Below are 19,284 nucleotides of genomic sequence, written 5' to 3'. Positions count from 1 at the left end.
TCCAATCCTTTTCATCATGCCATAAACCCTCAGCGCTTCATAGTGCGAAATCGCTTCAAATAGGGATGAAAATCGCTCATCATTCTTCCTCTTTTTCAGGGATAATTTGGTGCTAAACTAGTGGAACAAACAACGTTAAACATATGTGGACTACGAGAACTACGAGAACTACGAAAACTACGAGGCCCAATTCCCGTTATACCATTCCATTCGGAGGAGGATTACATGAATATTACCTTCCAACCGTTAAGCGAGCTGCCGATTCACCAGGCTTCTGAGCTGTGGAACCAATGTTTTGAGGGCTATATATCCAATATGTCTATGTCTGCCGACCGCTTTTTAGCGCGCATTGCTCATGAATGTCTGGCTCTGGAGCATTCACTCGCCTGTTATGTCGACGGGCAACCGGCAGGCATTGTGATGAATAGCCTCAGAGAGGATGACGGGATTCTCGGCGCTTGGAACCGAGGTACGGCTATCAAGCCGGAATTTCGCGGCCAGGGCGTCGGCAAAGCATTGATGCTTCGCAATTTGGAGCTGTATGAGCAGCTCGGCGTTCGCCGGGCGCTCCTCGAAGCGATCACAACGAATGACAAAGCGGTACAACTCTACACGACTATTGGGTATGAGGTGAGTGATCGGCTTGTCATCCTGGCGGCAGATAAGCCGTTTCGGCATGTGGATGATACGTTTGACCCCTATTCGATCATCAAAGGTCGGGGCATGGAGGCGATGACCATTCCGTGGTTCGTTAACGGGGACATTTGGCAGAACGGCCTTCCAAGCCTTAAAGATGCTGACCTTGCCATTGTCCAGGATGAGGACGGAGCAGCCGGCTTCGCCTTGTTCAAACAGTCGTTCGATTCGTCCGGCCTCCTCTCCAGCATCACTCTGTTCCGCTGCGAAGTCCGTCCCGGACATTCCACTGCGACTGCAGTTGCAGTCCGTCGGGCTGCGTTGCAAGCGGTATGGCCAGCTAAGTTCGAAGGGAAGCGGACGGCGTTTAACATTCGCCGCTCCGATGCCGACTTGCTTGAGCTGTTGGGCGAGCTCGGCTTCACGGAAACGATGGAACAGGTATTTATGGTGAAGGAAATGAGCTGACTAGAGGCCCGATGAAGTGGGATTGGCGAAGCGGAGTGAGGGAAAGAGAGTTTTGAACAGTGAGGGATAAAATACTCTCAATGGCTATGAGAGCAGAGAGAGCATTTAACCGTAAGGCAAAAATGTTCTCATGAGTGAACAAAAGAAGAGCATTTTGAACCGGAGGGCTCAAAATGCTCTTTTTGCTACGAAAAGTGGATAAGTGAGCGTGGAGCATTCCATGTCCATCCGTCACACTCCGCACTGCGCACTGCGTTCTCTACGCTGTCGTAGAGAAATCTAAGCTTCACTTTCTTGCAGCGTTGTTTTCAATTCGGCTTTTGCTCCAGACGAGCGGAAAGCGAAATAGTAAATACCCAAGATAATTACGGCAAGTATCGCTAAGGCAAAGAAAATATTGCTGTAAAGGTAGGCTCCTTCATGAAGAGCGAAAGGATTAATTTGCAGTTTCGTTTCCTTTGCATCCAGCAGCTTGCCTAAAACACTAGTTGTTATCGCGCCGGAAATAAAATTGAGCAAGGACATCAATCCCATGCCAACGCCGACCTGATCCCGCGCCAGCGTGCTGGAAATCGTGTTCGAGATCGCAATTTGAATAAACGTCTGACCCAGGTTTCCGAATAGGAGGAACAACATAATCCAGTAAGGCGAAGCTCCGACAAAGATCGAGAGGAGAACTAAACAAACGAAGCTAAACGAAATGGCCGTGTAGGCTAAAAAGGAGTTCCCTTTTTCATCTGCCAGTCTGCCTCCCCGTCTCCCCACTGAAGCAGAAATAATAGCCGCCGGAAACATAACAAAACCAATAATGGCTGGTGAGAGATTATTCAAACTTGAGAGAAATTGCGGCGTTATAAACGGCATGCCAAAGCTTAAAGCAGTCGCAAGAAGGCTGACGCATAAGCCGAAGGAATACTTTTTATTGCGGAACAGCCCCGGTTGAATGAAAGGCTCTGCCGCAGTATTAATGCGTATAACGAAGAGAATGAACGAAACGACTCCTGCAATAAAAAATAATACATTTCCGAGCGCAATCGATGCGAGTATTAGGGCGACGGATACGCCAAGTAATATTCCACCCAAAAAATCTATTTTTTGCGCTGCGCCCCTCTGGTCATCCAAATATTTTCGGAAGAATGGCAGTCCAATCAACGGGACCAACGATAACAGGAAAAGGAATCTCCAACTAACCACGCTCGTAACCAAGCCTGAAATGATCGGAGCCAGTGCCGTGCCTAGTGCCAATGCAGCAGCTACTGAGCCTAGTGCTCTGCCGCGCTTCTCAGGCGCGAAATAACGGACAGGAACAATCATCGCAGTCGCAGGGATGACAGCAGCTCCGCCAGCCTGCAAAACGCGACCAAGAACAATCATCCAATACTGGCTCGCAACTAACCCTACGATTGAACCAAGTGCAAAAAAGATCAAACCGAAGGTCAATAAATCCTTTAATCTATACTTATCTGCAAGCTTCCCATATGTAACGGAGCCAATTGCAAATACGATCATATAACCCGTGACGAGCCAGCTTACCTGCGACGGCGTAATCGCGAATTCTTCGCTAATGACCGGCATGACGACGTTGAACATGGACGCATTCATAACGGAGAGCACTAGTGTGAACGCTAAAATAGGCATGACCTTTTCGCCATTACTTTTAACACTTGCCGTTTCCATTTTTTAATCTCATGCCCCTTCCTTTTAGTTTGAATTCAAACCAAATGATCAAACTTACCAATTCTACTCATAAGCTTTGATGATTTTTTTGAGCAGGAACTGTAAGGTTGCGGACTCTTTAGCTGTCAGTGCTTGATTGGATTTATCCTTGGCTTGCTTAATCGCTGTTGAAAAGAGCTTACACATTTCTTCCCCTTGTTCGGTCAAATAAATCCGCTTCATTCTTGCATCCTGTTCGTGGTCGCGACGAACGACCCAACCTTTTTTGACCATTCCATTGATCAAGCTCGTGACGCTCGATTTATCAATAAACAGCAATTTTTCCAAATCGGCATTCATTGCTCCTGGCTTCAATGCCAGCAAATGAAGAGACTGGGACTGCTGCGGTGTTAGTCCAAAAGGTCGGAGTGTTGCTTCGATTTCACGACGGATGCTGATGAAAGCAACTTTGATGAGCGTAGAATTGGTGTCCTCTTGCTCCCAAGGAAGGCGGAAAATAGACTGATCTTTTGAGGCTTCCCCCATTTCCATATGAACCGCACCGCCTTCAAACTTGTTTGAATTCAAACTAATGATAGGATGGAATGGGCGGACTGTCAATATGAAAAGGTGTTAACTGAATATTGAAAACGCTTGGCCAATTGGCCAAGCGTGAGGAATTTAACTAAGATTCAATATTATTGATGATGAAATAATCCAGCCCATAATGGCGAATAATATCGAGGCCAAAAATTTTTGTCCTTCTTTTTCGTCCTTTAGTATATTCAAAAATAAATACATAAAGAAAAAAGATACAACTGGCATGACAAACAATGCTGCAAAAAGAATTACAACTTCCACAAGTCCGCTCCTTTGGAACTATATAAAATTACTTTGAGGGTAATACAAAAAACTACTTCGAGAATCATACCATTAGACCTAACTCTATATCAATAACGACAAATTTTGAAAGGAACGAGGAACGAAGGAAGAAGGAACGGAGAGAGTTAATCGTCCTGGACGAGCAATAGCATCGCCGTACTCTTGGATAAAAACAAATAGACCCATCAGGTTGATGAGTCTTCTTGTTGTTGCGGCTGGGCTCTCCCTTCAGAGCGGTGAACTACATGGCTGCTTCCGTTGCGGCCTTCTGGGGACACCGCGGTTCGGTTGGGATTGATTCCCGCACTTTGAGCGGCAAGCACGGCAAGCTCCACCTTGCCAAGCGCAATACGATAATCGGCAGTTAGCTCGAAGCGCTCCGGCGTAGGTAGCGAGCGAAAATAGGGCAGGACGTCTTCCGGACCTTTGAACCAGTCCCCCGGCTCGGGCTCATCAAACGGTCGATCCGACCAGACCGCTGATAGCGGCGGACTGTATAGAGGCTCGGCACCGGGCAACAGCCGCCCTCCTCTCAACCGTTCCTGGTAGGCAGCCGTCGGTTTACCTCGGCGAATCTGAGCAAACAGCTCTGGCGCGTAATCGGAGCGCGAACCGGTATGGCGGATTGCTTTTACGAAAGCGAGTACTCCCTTGGACACTCCCGGCATGCCGAACAACAGCGCGTACAGTCGCTTACCGAACTCGATGCGTTCATGCAAATCGGAGAAGTCCTCGAGGATTAGCCCCGCCACGAGCGGATCTCCCCCCTCGTCTTTGCCATACGGGAATACGAGCTGGTTCAGCTGCAACACCGACTGCATACCGAAAAAGAACGTATTCAGCACTTTGCGCCGGTAATAGGGGTTCTGTACAACCCTCTCCTCGATGAAATGCTGTTCGTTGACGATCAGCCCGATCGTCAGCGGCAAAGCATCGCCGGTACGCAAAAACTGCTGCCATATCGGCTGCATGAATACGGACACGCCGAAGCGTGGGAGCAGATGCAGCTGACTGCGGCCGCTGCGCCGGCTCTCTTCATAGAGCAGCAATTGGGGATACGCATCGTGGAAAATAAGCGCATTTGCACGCTCCAGCATGCCAAATGTACAGCGCCGCTTGGACATATCGAGCAGTCTGGGCAGCCATTCACCCTGCAGATCGGTCATGTTCCAGCCGCCGTTGCGGGATACCATATGGGCGAGCAGCGCCCAGTGCACCTCCGGCCGACGGAGGTAAAACGCGCGATAAGCCTCCGTGCGCGTCACATTGTTGCGGTTCATCCGCGCCGTTTCCGCGCGGATGCGCTGCACTAGCGCTGCGTCGCCGGCCGGTCCGCCCGGCAGCTGCGGCACAGCTCCGAAGGCGGCCGCAGCCTCCGCGGACCAGGCTGGGCTGGCCTTCGGCAGCCCGGCCCACGCGGCGGCTTTGCCCGCCGGAGGCGCATTGGCGCCCGGCTGCGCAGCGGGCGCACCGTTATGCGCGGCCGCCGCCTTGGCTGCGGCGCGCTCAAGCTTTCGCCATGCGGCGCGAAGCTCCGCAATGGCTGGCGCCGCCAGGCGCAGCGGCGGTGAGCCGGCCGCCAGCGCAGCGGCGGCCTTGCGGCTGCGCCGCTTGCCGGCGGCATAGGCGAATATCGCCGCCGGAATCGCTGCTGGCAACAGCAGCAGTTCCAACAGCCGGTTGCTTGAACCGGCGGTGTGTGCGTTCTTTTCCTTTTCCACGATTGCTTTTTTTTCCGCTATCATGGGTTCTTTCTTTCCCGCTAGTGTTGCTTTCTTTTCCGCTATCACAGATGCTTTCTTTTCCTCTGCCGCCTGTACTGTCGCTTGTCCCCCTGCGTCTGCTTCCGTTCCGTCCTGACCTGCCCGTGTCTTCATCCGATACTTCCTCCCGAGCTGTAAAAGTCCGGTGATCGTTACCGCGAGCCAAAGGCTCGGCCCGCCGATAACTTTTCGCCCCAAATCCCCTTGCAGCAGAACCTCTCCATAGAAACGAGAGGATTCCTTCAACTAATGCTGGCGTTTGATTAGACTCGCCCCTCGCTCCGCTCGTTCTCACCCGCATTAAGCATCCTATTAGAAGTATAGTCGGGAATGAAGCCCCTTAACCCCATGCCTGGACGGGACGAGGCGGAACGGAGCGGAGCAGGGCGAGACAGGGCAGACCGGGACAAACATTATCAGCGAAAAGGGAAGAAACTGAGCCACGCTCAGCTTCCTCCCGTCTTTCTGTAAAAGCTCTTATCGCATCATTTCGCTTCTACAGCAGCAAAACTCGAAGCGCCTCAGCTCGTCCATTCATGCACAAGCGAATCTCATCTCACATCAGCTCGTCCTTGCACTTACTAACGGACCTGAGCGGCGTTATATGAGTCAAAAATGATGAAATTATCGAGAAATGCCCTCAATAGCGTCTCTCAGATCCGTTACGCCTCGAAAACCCTCCATTTTTCTGAAATGAGGCTTCAGGTCCGTTGCGCATGGAGGCGCTCAAATCATACATAAAAAACATCAAAACGCCTCAGATTCGAAACGGTTCAGTGCGATCAACCCATGCTGTACTATACTGGCCGGCCTAAGTAATTAAGAGACCGCCCCTAAGTCATCTAACGATGACTTGGAACGGCCTCTTCTCTCGCAGAACCTGCATTCATTACCCTACACTTACTGCACTTACTGCACTCTCACTTCAGCTTCGCCTTCACTCTCACTTCACACTCTCACCCTACCCTACTCCACACGCCACTCATCCAGAATCATTTGAGCAACGGCGGCCAGAGCACGAATATCAATAACATTGTTACCCAATACATCTGCTTTTTCGATCTCTGACCAGTTAGGATCCTGAGAGGTTACACCATAAAATTTCGAAATGATGGACAGATCCCGAATCGTAATTTTCGTTTGGCCAGGGATTAATGTGACCAGCTTCTCCGAGAATACCTGTACAGCTCGGTTCAGCGTTATCACAGCTTCATCAATTTGCGACTGGCTGCCTCCCGCTCCTTTGGCTGCATTGATCGCCGCTTGCAGCACGGCTTTGGAGCCTGCGGCATACTTGCCGAGTTTGCTTCCTTCCACTGCTTTGTCATGTTTAACCTGCGCCGCTGCAATCGCTGCATCCAGCTTCGTTCTGTCCACAGGCACCGATGGATTCATGGAGTCCGCAAATACTTTCACGGCCGCGTTCAAAGCGTTCAACGCAGCAGCAACCTGTTCGCTTGTCGCATTTGCAGCGTCCCTTACGGCCACCGCGCTATGAATTGCAGCTTGCAAAGTCGCTTTTGAGCCTCCCGGATACTGTCCTGGGCTGCTGCCCTCCGTGGCGGTATTATGCATCGATTGAGCTTGCTCAATCGCCGCCTTCAGCGCTGTTTTGTCAGCAACAATCACTTCCATTTCGTGGGAAGCTCGTGATACGTCGAGAACTGCCCCTTGGCCATTAGTGGATACGGCAAAATCAGATAATGACGCGGTTGTACTGCCGGCGCTGGCATCTGCCCTCACTTTGCCATGCAGGCTGAACAACGGACCGCCGTCTATTGCTCCCTTCGAATCGCCAGTAACGGCCATGATAATCCGAATCTGCCCCAATTCCGGTTTCACCGCGCTGCCGAGCACCGCCAAATTCGGCTTCAACGACTCGATGGCAGCCGGGTCCAGAACGGATGAGCCTCCTTCGCTGTCTTGAACGGTCTGGAATTCGATTTTCCGCGGGTCATAATGGAAGATAACATCAAGTGCCGTAAAAGCTGGACTTACGTTTTCAGCACTAACCGTCCACTCCGCATCCTGTCCCGCCAAAACCTTTTTACTGCCGGACAAAATAGCTACAGCCTCACCCTGCTCGGCAGCCGCTTTTACAACAACATTCAGCGACGCGGTTTTGTTCCCCTCTTCGGTAACGGCGGTAATGACGCCTTGAATCGGTTCCTTTCCCTTATTCGTTGCCGTAACGGTTGCTTTAGTCGCTTTGCTGGCTTCATCATAACGGATATTCGTAACAACGATAGCTGCGCTATCCGAATCAAAACGAACCTTTTTGTTCGTTGCGTTATCCGGCAATACAGACGCCGAAATCTCCGCGCTCTCGCCGTCCTTCAGCTCCATGGAGGAACGGTCCCATACAATTCCCGTCACAGGAATAACCTCATCCTGCTTGAACGGCATCGTCCAAATATCGGCAATCGACGGGTCGTAATTGCGTCCTTCCTCGTCCTCTTGAAAGCGAACCTTGACCTTATCTGTCTGCAGTAAGGAGGCATCGTCAACGACGAACTGATAGGTCGCCGTGCCTCGGCCGCTCGTTTGATTGGCTCGGCTGTGCACCTTTTTGCCGTTTACGAGCACATAATAATCTTTAAGCTGCGCCATATCATAAGTCTCTATGGCTCTGATCATGAAAGGCTGTCCCGGCTCAATCGCCATATCAAACTCAAAATAACCGTTGGCATCGCCGCGAAACACATACCTTCTCGTCAAACCTTCTTCAACGCTAGCGCCCGACTTAGCAGAAAATTTCACATTATGCGCTTGTTCGGATTGCGCATTGCCGACGTCGACATGGTCAATAAACGAAGCAGGAGGATTAGCGTAACGCACCTGGACAGTCGTGCTCGCCCGGTCTACTTCAGCTCCGTTGTAGGAAACGATTGCTTTCAGCTCTGCCGCCGTTTCGGATGTTTCTTTAGGCGATGCTACGCGGAATACAATGCTCTTTTCCTCGCCTGCTTCGAGACGGTAGGCTTGGCTTGCAGCTTCTGTCTTCCAGCCTGCAGGCACGCTTAATTCGACGAGGCCCTCAACGGTTGAACCTCCTGAATTTTGAAGAGTCGCGCTGATCGTGGCCGCGCCGCCAGGCTCGACAGCCCCTGGTTCAGCCTTTAGTTGCTTGATTGTTACTAGAGAAGCGACCTTCAAGGATGTCTGCAGAGGCACTTCAACGGTGGCGTCATTTATTTTGTAGCTGCCGCTGCCTGTTAAACGGATCGATTCCGAAATAGGTTGATTTGGCGCTACTTTTACTTTAAATGTAGCCGTAAACGTCTCGCCCGGCTTGATGAGAGCGATCCCATTCTCCCCTACCGGCGTTACTTCCCAACCCTCGGGCTGGAGGAGGACGGATCGGACGTCATTAATCGTTGCCGTTCCATTGTTGCTTGCTTTGATGTCGATCGTGATCGTTTCACCCGGCCGCACCGTATCTTTTGAAGGCGTCATCGACCAATTGATTCCAAGCTCATCCGTGCTTATTGCCGACAAGTGCATGGATATATTGGTAACAAATTGAGCCAGTATTCCTGCGGTCTCGCCGCTCAATTGCCCCGCATCCTTTTGCTCCTGCACCCATCCCTGCAATTGTGCCGCCGCATTTAGCGCATGATGCACCTGCTCGATAAAGGTACCGCTCTGAGCGCTGTTGTAAGCTTCCACGCTTGCTTCAATCCGGCCCGCAAGCTCTTTGCTTTTAACAGAAATGACTTCCCCTTGTGCCTGCGTGAGCTTGCCGCTGTCTAATAAGCCGACCACTTCAATAGTTAACTTATCCGTTTCATCCAGAGCGTTTCCGAGTTTGCCGATAATCGGATCCACTGTAAACTGGTAGTCTCCCGAACCAAGCTTGAATACCGCGTTTCCGTCTTCCATGCCGACAAATTGGACGCCTTCGGCCGAATGTGCAAACCCTTTTCCTTCCGTTACCGCCCATTTGCTGTCCGCCGGAATATAAAGCGTAGCGGTTGTGTTTACCGGAACCGTTACATGCTGTTTATAAACGGCGCCTGCTTTTTCCCATTTGCTCACTATCGTTCCGTATACCGATTCATAGGACCCGCTTGCTTTCGTTAAATCTCCGCCCGGCAAAGATTTAATGAGGATATGTTTGTACCCAGGATTGGTAGGGTCCGACTGTATGCCGGCAATATTTTGATACATCCAATCTCCTACTGCACCATAGGCGTAATGGTTAAAAGAGTTCATGCCGGCGTCTTGGAAGCTGCCGTCAGGTCGGATCGCATCCCAGCGTTCCCACATCGTTGTTGCGCCTTTTTTAATCTGATAACCCCAGGAAGGATACGTGTCGTTGTTCAGCAGCCGATAGGCAACATCCAGATTTCCCGTATCGCTTAGTACGCCCAGTAAATCTCTTGTTCCCAGGAATCCGGTAGACAAATGCCAGTTGCGTTCCTTGATCTTGGCTACAAGATGGCCCGCCGTCGCTTCGCGTTTAGCTTCGGGAATCAGATCCATATACAGCGCCAGCACATAGCCAGTCTGAGTGTTCCCCCTTACACGGCCGTCCTCGCTCACATAAGTTTTGATAAAAGCGTCCTTTACTTGCCCTGCGAGCTGTTCGTATTTGTCAGCATCAGCCTGGCGGCCGATTGCCTGCGCCATTTCAGCCACCAGACGGGTGCTGTAGGCAAAATAAGCGGTAGATATTAAATCTCCCGGAGTGGGGTCATTGACATCCAGCCAATCGCCGTAACTCGACGACGGGCGGATGAGGCCCGTGCTGTTCCGCTTCAAATATTCAATCCATTTCACCATCGCATCATAATTTTCCTCGATAACGCGGGTATCTCCGTAGCGCTGCCAGATGGTGTACGGAACCGTAACACCTGCGTCCCCCCAGCCCGCATTGCCATTACTCGTAAGGACGTTAGGAGCGACATCGGGAAAACCGCCGGCGGCCGACTGGCCGTCCCGCATATCACGCATCCATTTGCTGCCGATAAATTTGGCCACGTCCATATTGTAAGCAGCAGCTCCAATAAAAACGTTGATGTCCCCCGTCCAGCCGAGCCGTTCATCCCGTGCAGGTGTATCGGTCGGAACTTCCAGGAAATTTCCTCTTTGGCCCCATGTAATGTTGCTTTGCAGTTGATTCAGCATACCGCTCGACGTTTCAAACTGGCCGCTGAACGGCGCTGCCGTATGCATAACGAGACCGGTAATCGCGTCCTTCGTTGGCACTCCCGGATAACCCGTCACCTCCACATAACGGAAGCCGTGGAAAGTAAATCTCGGCTCATAAACCTCTTCTCCGCCGCCCTTTAACGTGTATTGATCGGTCGCTTTCGCCCCACGCAAATTAGCGGTATAAAAGGTGCCGTCCGGGTTAAGCACTTCGGCATGGCGCAGCGTAACGATTTTGCCCCCTTCGCCGTTTACTTTCAACCTGACCGCCCCGACCATGTTCTGGCCCAGATCGAATACATATTTGCCCGGTGCCGGTTCCGTAATCGCAATCGGCTTGATTTCTTGAATTTTTTGCACCGTTGGACCGTCCTGCGCAATAAGCTTGCCTGCAACCTTCCCTTCCAATATCCGAACCGGACTCCAACTCGTAGCGTCATACTGCGGGGTGTCCCAGCCCGTTATTTCCTTTCTTGCGTCATACATCTCTCCCATCAAAATGCTGGCGGAATCAATCGGTCCGTTCGCCCATTTCCAAGAACCGTCCGTTCCGATTGTTACGGATGAACCGTCCGTGTACTCAATATTTAGCTGCATGAGCAAATAATTTCTGTCGCCATAAATGTTTGGCCCAATAAACCCGACATGACCGCTGTACCATCCATCCGCCACGATGGCGCCAACGACATTATCACCGCTCTTGAGCAGATTCGTAACGTCATACGACTGATACTGAATATGCTTCGTATAATCCGTCCATCCCGGCGCAAACAGGTCCTGGCCTACCCGTTTCCCGTTGACGCTAGGTTCATAGATGCCAAGAGCGCTGGAATAAAGACGGGCTTTGGCAACCGTTTTATCCAAGGAAAAGCTTTTGCGGATATAGGGCGGCGATGAGGAAAACTTCACATTTTTCCCCCATGGAGACTGGCCGTAAGTAGCTATAGAAATCGAGGCCGCCCATTTGCTGTCATCAAATTGGGGCTGCTCCCAGCCTTCCTTTTTTTCCTTTTCGGCCTTCATGCCTTGATCCATATTAATCTGCAGCGGCGCGCCTTCAGTGAAGTCCACTTTTAAGCTGCCTAAAAGCCCCGCTGCTGCGCTGGTGTTTTTTGTTTGGATGGCAATCGTGTTGGCTCCAGCAACGAGAGCGCTTGAAACGTCTATAATTTGGCCCGTCTTCCAAGAATCCGCTGTTTCAGGGGAGGCGCCCATTTGTTTGCCGTTGACATACAATACAAATCCGTCATCCGCCGTAATGAGGAACTTCCCTGACGCTCGGGTCCGGTCCGCTGGCAATTGAATCGTTTTGCGAAAATAGCGGTTTCCAGCCGGTGCGCCTTGTGCAGGATTTCCTTCCGGATACCAGATCCACTTCAGCCCTTCCGGGCTAAAGCTGTTGGTATCGCTCATCCCAATCCACTTGGCTTGCCAATCCGCTTCATTCAGAAGGCCCATCTCCCACCAGGAGGGGCTGCTCCATTCGGATGGCGCCGCATTACTTTTATCCCATACCTGCACCCGCCAGTAGTATCGCTTGCCTGATTCCAGAGGTTTGCCGTTGTAGGCGATGTTTACCGACTGGTTGGACTCGACTTTGTCCGTATCCCACATGTCTGGATTGTTAGCCGACAGATTAGCGCTGCTACTGGCCACCTGTATTCTGTACGCTGCCTGAAGCTGAGCCCTCGTGTCCGAACTCAGCTTCCAGCTCATTCTCGGCTTCATCACATCGATACCGAGCGGATTGTTCATATACTCCGTATTTAAATCCGTTATTCCCAGCGCGTTCGCCGTTACGCTGCTTGCAACGCTTTTCCCCGTATCACCATACGCCGTGCCAGTCATAGGCAAACATAAAGAGAGGCCAATGGCCAACGATAAGGCAAGATTACCAGCTTTCCTCATTTTCAATCCCTCGCTTTTCCTTGGGTATTGGTTATAGGGCTGTGAATCCTTATTTCTGCTTCAGCATCGCAATAAGCACCGTTACCGCCTCAGCGCGCGTCGCGCGGCCGTCCGGCACAAAGCGGTTGCCGTCCCGCCCTTTGATTACGTCCAATTCAACGGCTGCGGCAACGGAGTCGGCAGCCCACTCCGGAATAGATTCGGCATCGGCAAAGTTTAGCTTAGCATCTTGCGCTGCTTGAACAGGAAGAGCTCTCATGATAATTGCTACCATTTCCGCCCGGTTGATGAGCTGTCCGGCACGGAAGCTTCCGTCGTCATAACCGGTTAACAGATTCGCTTTAGCGGCTGCTGCGATATAGGGCTTCGCCCACTGTGGAATTTTGCCGGTATCGCTGAAAGTCAGTCCATCGGCTGGTTCTTGCTGGAGCTGAAGCGCCCGAACGATCATCGCCGCGAACTCAGCGCGCGTCACCTCCCGATTCGGAAGAAAGGTTCCATCCGTATAACCGTTTACAAATCCGAGCTCTGCAGCTTCCCTAATCGCCGCTTCCGCCCAGTGCCCTTTAATGTCGTTTAGCTCCCCGGTTGTTCCGGGCGCCGTCACCTGAACCGCAGGCTTCAGCTCTTTCATTTCCAACTTGGAATTGACGAGCTGAACCGTCCCAATGCTTGCCGTTGCATTTCCCTCTGCGATTCGCTCAAAGCTTATTACGGCCAGCTCTTTGTCGCCTGACTCACCCGCTGTTTTGCCCGTTTTTGTATGGGCGAACCGAATCGTCCCATTTTTAACGATTGGGTCGATGGAAAATCCCGCCCATGCCGTGCGCGCCCCAGTAAATTTCAAACGGCCCGAATCGAACTTCATCGATATGTCGTAGGCAAATACATCGGTTAACTTTTTGCCTGAAACGGTTATATCAATCCCTTTACCTTCAGCCTTCATCTTTAGTTCAATCGCGGGGGCAGCCGCGTCGGCCATTGCCGGAAGGACCGGCAAACAGAGGAGCAGACTTAATACGGCGGCGATTACTGCACTCATACGAGCTAATCTCGACATATCACATAACTCCTTTCATGAAACAATTTAGAAAAACGGTGAAAAACTACCCGCTGCGCCAAAGATCGGCCCTCCGATCGCTGTTGATCTCAGATTTCTTTGAATTTACCGCCGCAGCGGTAGAAATCCGACATCAAAGGCGAACGCTGACGCTTCTCCGGGCTCGATCTTTGGCTTCACTCCTTTTTTCCACCGGCTTTCTAGAGCTGCTTACTCTTTGCTCCAATCATCAAGAATCATTTGCGCAACGGCGGCTAACGCGCGAATGTCGATGACATTAACGCCTAGCACATCCGCCTTCTCCATTTTGGACCAGGTCGGATCCGTTGACGTTATGCCATAATAGCTGGCCATGATGGAGAGATCTCGAACGGAAATCTTCGTTTGGCCTTCCACCAGCGTAATGAACTTGAGCGAAAATTGCTGCACAGCCCTGTTCAACGCCGCAACGGCTTCATCAATTTGCGCTTGGCTGCCGCCAGTGTTTTTGGCAACGTTGATTGCCGCTTGCAAAGTCGCTTTTGAGCCTGCCGCATACTTCCCGATCTTAGTTCCTTCTACTGCTTTGTCATGTTTGCTTTGCGCCGCTGCAATCGCTGCATCCAGCAATGTTCTATCCCCAGGGAGAGACGGAATGATAGAATCGGTGAACGTTTTTACAGCCGCTTGCAAAGCGTTCAGCGCACCGGCTACTTGCTCTACAGTCGCATTGGCATCATTTTTCACTGCTGTCGCGCTGTTGATTGCCGCTTGCAGGGCCAGTTTAGCTCCACTCGGATATTGACCCGGCTGACTGCCTTCAACTGCCGCATCATGCATCGCCTGGGCTTGCTCAATCGCAGCATTCAGTGCGGCTTTGTCAACAAGGGTCACATCCATTTCATGAGAAGCCCGCGATACATCCAGCGTTGATGCCGTACCATTATTCGATACTTGGAACTCAGCGAGAGAAACGGTTGTTTTGCCAGCCGGCGCATCAGCTTTCACCTTCCCGTGAAGGCTGAACAATGGGCCACCGTCTATTTCGATCGGCTGCTCGCCCGATACGGCCATAATAATCCGAATCTGGCCTTTGTCCGGTTTGATTGCGCTTCCCATCACCGAAAGATTTGGCTTGAGCGATTGGATGGCAGACGGGTCCAGCGACAGATAGGTCTCTTCCCCAACCGTCTGAAATTCGATCTTCTGCGGATCATATTGGAAAACAACATCAAGCGCTGTAAAACCTGAGCTTACCTGCTGAGCTCCGATCGTCCATTGCGCAGCTTGCCCAGCCATAACGGCTGAATCACCCCACAAAGTGGCGGCATGGGGTTGTTGCTCACCCGGCGCAACCGCAACGTTCACCGCAGCCGACTTGCCTCCGTCATCCGTTGTTGCGGTAACAACGCCGGTTATCCGCTCCGTTCCTTTATTCGTAGCTGTAACGGTCGCTTTTGTCGTGTCGCTCGTTTTGTCGTAATGGACATTCGTGATAACGATGTTTGAGTTATCCGAATTAAATCGGACTAACTTATTCGCAGCGTTTGTCGGCGCGATCGTTGCGGCAATTTCGGTGCTCTCTCCATCCTTCATTTCCAGCGTGGAACGGTCCAAGCTTATTCCCGTAATCGGCACCACGCCGCCTTGATTGTCATACACCTCCATCTCCGCCAATTGCAGCCGGTAATAAACGTCGTCGGCCGGCATATCGCCCAGCCTCTTCACCGAAAGCCTTACATATCTGGCTGACTGGTTTTCGAATGTATACAGCTGGGGCTGCATCAGTGGATTCGGCTCTCCGCTAATGCTCTTCACTTCCGTGTAGTTCCCGCCATCAGGCTTCACTTGAATGCTAAAATCAACAGGGTAAGAGGCCGTATTGGCTTCCTTGGAACTGGCGTCCGTTCTTGGATACAACATAACGCTATTCAAATTCTGATTGGCGCCCAAGTCGATCTCCACCCATAGGGGATTACTTTCCATGGATGGCGACGGAGAACCCGTGGTTGAATATTTCCTGCTCAAGCTGCCGTCAGTCAAACCCGCGGCGCTCCATTCTGGCGGTGCCTCCAGCGTATCGCGCGCCGTCGCCCTTTTGCCCAAGGCCAGATTCGCCCCGGAAACAACGATGAGCCGAGTAGAGGCGGATTTTTCAATTTCCCCCAGCTTAACTTTCACTCGCAGCTCAACGGTGCCGGAACCGACAGCCGTAACGATGCCGTTATTCGTAACCTGGGCAACTCCATTGTTGCTGCTCTCATAATGGATTTCCGCATTCGCAAGATCGGCGTTCATTCCATTGTCCAGGCTGCCGTTTAGTGCAAGCTCCGTCGTCTCTCCCTTTTGCAGCTTCGCCGTTTTGCTGCTCAGGCTGACGCTTGCCAACTTAACGTTTGATTCAGCCATTGTGCTGGCGAACGAGTAGCTTCCCGACCCTACTGAATAAACCGCCTTATCCCCTTCCATGCGCAAAAACTGTACGCCGACGGCTTCATCGGCGGGTTTGCCGCCTTCGCTCACCGTTGACGGATCAACGGCTGGGACGTATACCGTCGCCGTTGTGTTCACGGGAATGGTCACATTCAGCTTGAACGCGGCGCCTTCCCGCTCCCATCCGCTCTTGATCTCCCCGTAAATCGACTTGTATTCCCCGTTGGCATGGTCAAGCTCTCCGCCAGGCGTAGGCTGGATAATGATATGTTTGAAGCCGGGCTGTGCCGGATCGGCCTCGATGCCGGCCGCATAGCGATACATCCATTCCCCGACAGAACCGAGAGAGTAATGGTTGAAAGAATTCATTCCCGCATCGCCGAATCCGTCCTCCGCCGTATAGGAGTTCCATCTTTCCCAAACGGTTGTAGCGCCGTTTTTGATGCTGTAACCCCAAGATGGATAAGTGTCATTCGTCAACAATCGATAAGCCACTTCCGGGTAACCAGCCTCCGTCAGCACCGGCAGCAAATAACCGATTCCAAGAAATCCAGTTGATAGATGCCAATTTTTGTTTTTAATATTTTCAACGAGATGTTCGGCAGCCCTCTGCTTGACGTCTCCGTCCAGCAAATCCATCTGCAAGGCGAATACATAGGCAGCTTGCGTATTGCCTTTGATCCTTCCGTCGGCCCCAACAAAAGCGGCGTTAAAAGCGCTTTTGATGTCATTGAACAGACGGTTGTATTTGTCGGCGTCATCCGTTTTGCCGATAACGGCCGCCATCTTGGACAATAGATTTGTACTGTAAGCAAAATAAGCGGTGTTCACGACATCCGTAGGAGTCGTTTCATTCACGCCCAGCCAGTCGCCGTAACCGCCGGCAGGACGAATGAGTCCTCTGCTGTTTGTTTTGAGGTACTGGATCCATTTTGCCATTGCGTCATAATGTTCTTTGATAATAGCCGTGTCGTTATAAGCCAAGTACAACGTCCAAGGGATAATGACACCCGCGTCGCCCCAGCCGTTGCTGCCATTGCCCATCCCGCGGACATTAGGAGCTACATCCGGGAAGGCGCCGTTCGCTCCTTGGGCATCCACAACATCTCTCATATACTTTTCATAGAAACCGGGAACTTCCATATTGTAGGTAGCCGTTCGCACAAATACTTGAGCGTCTCCCGTCCAGCCCATTCTTTCGTCGCGTTGAGGGCAGTCCGTCGGAATGCTTAAAAAATTGCCGCGCTGGCCCCAAGTAATATTGCTGAAAAGCTGATTGACCATCGCGTTCGAGGTGTTAAATGCCCCTGATTTGGGGGTGTCGGTATGGATAACTACGCCTGTTAGGCTATCCAGTGTTGGTTCGCCGGGATATCCGGTCACCTCGACATAGCGGAAACCGTGGAAGGTGAAGCGCGGTTCATACAGCTCAACCCCGCCGCCTTTCAAGATGTACTCGTCTGTCTGTTTGGCCGTACGCAGATTTGCGGTATATAACGAGCCGTCGCTGTTCAGCATCTCGCCAAAACGCAGCTTTACTTTTGAGCCCGCGCTGCCTTCAACCTTCAATTTGGCCCAGCCCGACATGTTCTGCCCCATATCAAAAATATAAGTGCCGGGAAGGGGCTGTTTCACCGTGATTGGCTTTAATTGCTGTGTTGCTTTGACGGTTGGCCCGACCTGCGCGACAAGTTTGCCACGGGATGGATTGACCGTTTTTACGGCGCTCCAGGAGGAGTCGTCAAAGCTATTTTTGTTCCAATCGAGCAGTTCTTTCCTTGCATCATATGATTCGCCCATCAGAATATCGGACGAGCGGATCGGTCCCGAAGTCGTGGAACGCCAAGAAGGATCGGTCGCCACCGTTTCACTCGTGCCGTCCTCGTATTCAATCTTTAATTGGGACAGAAAGGACACTTCCGTTCCATACTGGTTAGGCCCGACATGCGCCACACTTCCCGCATACCAGCCTTCGCCCAGCATCGCTCCAATCGCGTTGCCGCCTTCAAGGAGCATATCGGTTACGTCATAGGTCTGATACTGCAGCCGCTTTGTATAATCCGTCCATCCGGGATTAAAATAATCGCTGCCTACTTTTTTCCCGTTCAAGCTGAGCTCATACAATCCAAGCGCAGTCGAGTATACGGTCGCTTTGCGGACCGGCTTGGAAATCTGGAATTCTTTCCTTAACATCGGGGCGCTTTTGCTCTCCGCCCTTTGATAAAAGGTTGCATTTTCCACAAGCAGCTTGCCGTCTTGCGTTATCGTTCCACCGTCGAAGGTGTTGGTTCCAAAATCAGCAAAAAAGAGCTGTTTGCCACTTCCATCCTTAATGACGATATTATCGAACAGGGCTCGTTCATTGGTGCGGGCGTCTTTAAATTGACGGAATCCGATCGGCCCGAACGAAATATTGTTATTGGTCATCGTATCGATGAGCTCGTTGTTGATATAGGTTTTAATTTCTTTCCCGTTCACTTCAATTTTAAGGTGATAGGCGACATTCAACTGTTTGTCGTTTGGAATGACACGCGAAATATCTACTTCCTTTATCAGCCTGGTGCCACCTACGTTCGTATGCGGACGAAGCTGGGCATAAGGCTTATCCTTGACGTTGAACTGCCAGAAAAAATTAGCGGAAGCGTTGGGCCCTCCAAACAAAATGGCCGCTCCATCGCTCAATAGAGTAAAGTCCATCTCTATCGAATAATTTGCCGGCCCTGCAGCGGCAGGAGCTGAGGCTCCAATCCACTGCGCCTGCCAATCGGCCGGAGCGAGCAAGCCCATCTCCCAGTATCCCGGTTCGCTCCATGCCGATTCACGGCCATTGTTATCCCACACTTTCACTTTCCAGTAGTAACGTTTGCCGGATTGCAGGCCGTTTCCTTTGTATTCCACATTGTTGGAATCTTCGGATTCGATTTTGCCTGAATCCCATTGATCTCCTTCATTGGCAGCAAGCCGCTGCTCGTCAGATGCAACAAGGATACGATAAGCAGATTGCATCTGCGCTCGCTGGGATGATTTCATTAACCAGCTTAATCTAGGCTTTGTGTTATCAATTCCGATTGGATCATGGCTATACTCCGTATGCAAGTCATATGCAGTCATTTGACTTGCCTCCTCAGCTCCGAATGCAGGCGCAGGTTGCCATAAAGTTATGACAAGCAAAGCTGCGATCAATCCGCATCCTATCTTTTTGAGTAATAGGCTCAAGCTCCTCACCTCATTAACACTTCCTTTCTCCAATTTTGATATGCATAAAAAATAGCCGGAGCACACGATCAAGGAGCTTACGCAAGCTGCTGTCCTTAAGCGATGAACCCGGCTATCCTTCACAACCAT

General features: G+C 51.4%; 8 protein-coding genes. 1 reads left to right on the top strand and 7 read right to left on the bottom strand.

Annotation, left to right across the window (positions count from 1 at the left end):
* Positions 1-225 precede the first annotated feature (225 nt).
* A complete protein-coding gene (locus CGZ75_RS04000; RefSeq protein WP_089522977.1) occupies positions 226-1,104 on the top strand; it encodes a GNAT family N-acetyltransferase in 879 nt (292 codons plus the stop codon).
* 279 nt (positions 1,105-1,383) lie between these two features.
* Here the strand turns inward: CGZ75_RS04000 and CGZ75_RS03995 are convergent, their stop codons facing one another.
* From CGZ75_RS03995 to CGZ75_RS03965, 7 genes are all read right to left on the bottom strand, one after another.
* On the bottom strand, positions 1,384-2,781 hold the full coding sequence (locus CGZ75_RS03995) for an MFS transporter (RefSeq protein ID WP_089522976.1): 1,398 nt from the start codon (positions 2,779-2,781) through the stop codon (positions 1,384-1,386).
* Between the two features lie 63 nt (positions 2,782-2,844).
* Entirely contained in the window at positions 2,845-3,312 is a 468-nt protein-coding gene (locus CGZ75_RS03990) for a MarR family winged helix-turn-helix transcriptional regulator (RefSeq protein WP_245850693.1), read from the bottom strand.
* A gap of 129 nt (positions 3,313-3,441) precedes the next feature.
* Positions 3,442-3,621 (bottom strand): hypothetical protein, encoded by a 180-nt coding sequence (locus tag CGZ75_RS03985; RefSeq protein ID WP_089522975.1) that lies wholly within the window; start codon positions 3,619-3,621, stop codon positions 3,442-3,444.
* Positions 3,622-3,827: 206 nt separating this feature from the next.
* The gene (locus tag CGZ75_RS03980) at positions 3,828-5,519 is read right to left on the bottom strand and encodes a DUF2515 domain-containing protein (RefSeq protein WP_245850692.1); all 1,692 of its coding nucleotides are present in this window, start codon (positions 5,517-5,519) and stop codon (positions 3,828-3,830) included.
* A gap of 852 nt (positions 5,520-6,371) precedes the next feature.
* Positions 6,372-12,467: a family 78 glycoside hydrolase catalytic domain gene (locus tag CGZ75_RS03975; RefSeq protein WP_245850806.1), complete on the bottom strand. Its 6,096-nt coding sequence runs from the start codon at positions 12,465-12,467 to the stop codon at positions 6,372-6,374.
* Positions 12,468-12,516: 49 nt separating this feature from the next.
* A complete protein-coding gene (locus CGZ75_RS03970; protein WP_089522973.1) occupies positions 12,517-13,527 on the bottom strand; it encodes an S-layer homology domain-containing protein in 1,011 nt (336 codons plus the stop codon).
* A 210-nt stretch (positions 13,528-13,737) separates the two neighbouring features.
* Complete coding sequence (locus tag CGZ75_RS03965) at positions 13,738-19,050, bottom strand: family 78 glycoside hydrolase catalytic domain (protein ID WP_176444669.1); 5,313 nt, start codon at positions 19,048-19,050, stop codon at positions 13,738-13,740.
* Positions 19,051-19,284 lie beyond the last annotated feature (234 nt).

The sequence above is a fragment of the Paenibacillus herberti genome (assembly GCF_002233675.1).
In the GTDB taxonomy this organism is placed as follows: domain Bacteria; phylum Bacillota; class Bacilli; order Paenibacillales; family Paenibacillaceae; genus Paenibacillus_O; species Paenibacillus_O herberti.
The sequence above is the reverse complement of the archived record's forward strand: the minus strand, read 5'-3'. Positions and strand labels throughout refer to the sequence as shown.

Bases quoted from the DNA above. Each gene is read 5' to 3' on its own strand.
- CGZ75_RS04000 (WP_089522977.1), top strand. From the start codon at position 226: ATGAATATTACCTTCCAACCGTTAAGCGAGCTGCCGATTCACCAGGCT.
- CGZ75_RS03995 (WP_089522976.1), bottom strand. From the start codon at position 2,781: ATGGAAACGGCAAGTGTTAAAAGTAATGGCGAAAAGGTCATGCCTATT.
- CGZ75_RS03990 (WP_245850693.1), bottom strand. From the start codon at position 3,312: ATGGAAATGGGGGAAGCCTCAAAAGATCAGTCTATTTTCCGCCTTCCT.
- CGZ75_RS03980 (WP_245850692.1), bottom strand. From the start codon at position 5,519: ATGAAGACACGGGCAGGTCAGGACGGAACGGAAGCAGACGCAGGGGGA.
- CGZ75_RS03975 (WP_245850806.1), bottom strand. From the start codon at position 12,467: ATGAGGAAAGCTGGTAATCTTGCCTTATCGTTGGCCATTGGCCTCTCT.
- CGZ75_RS03970 (WP_089522973.1), bottom strand. From the start codon at position 13,527: ATGTCGAGATTAGCTCGTATGAGTGCAGTAATCGCCGCCGTATTAAGT.
- CGZ75_RS03965 (WP_176444669.1), bottom strand. From the start codon at position 19,050: ATGACTGCATATGACTTGCATACGGAGTATAGCCATGATCCAATCGGA.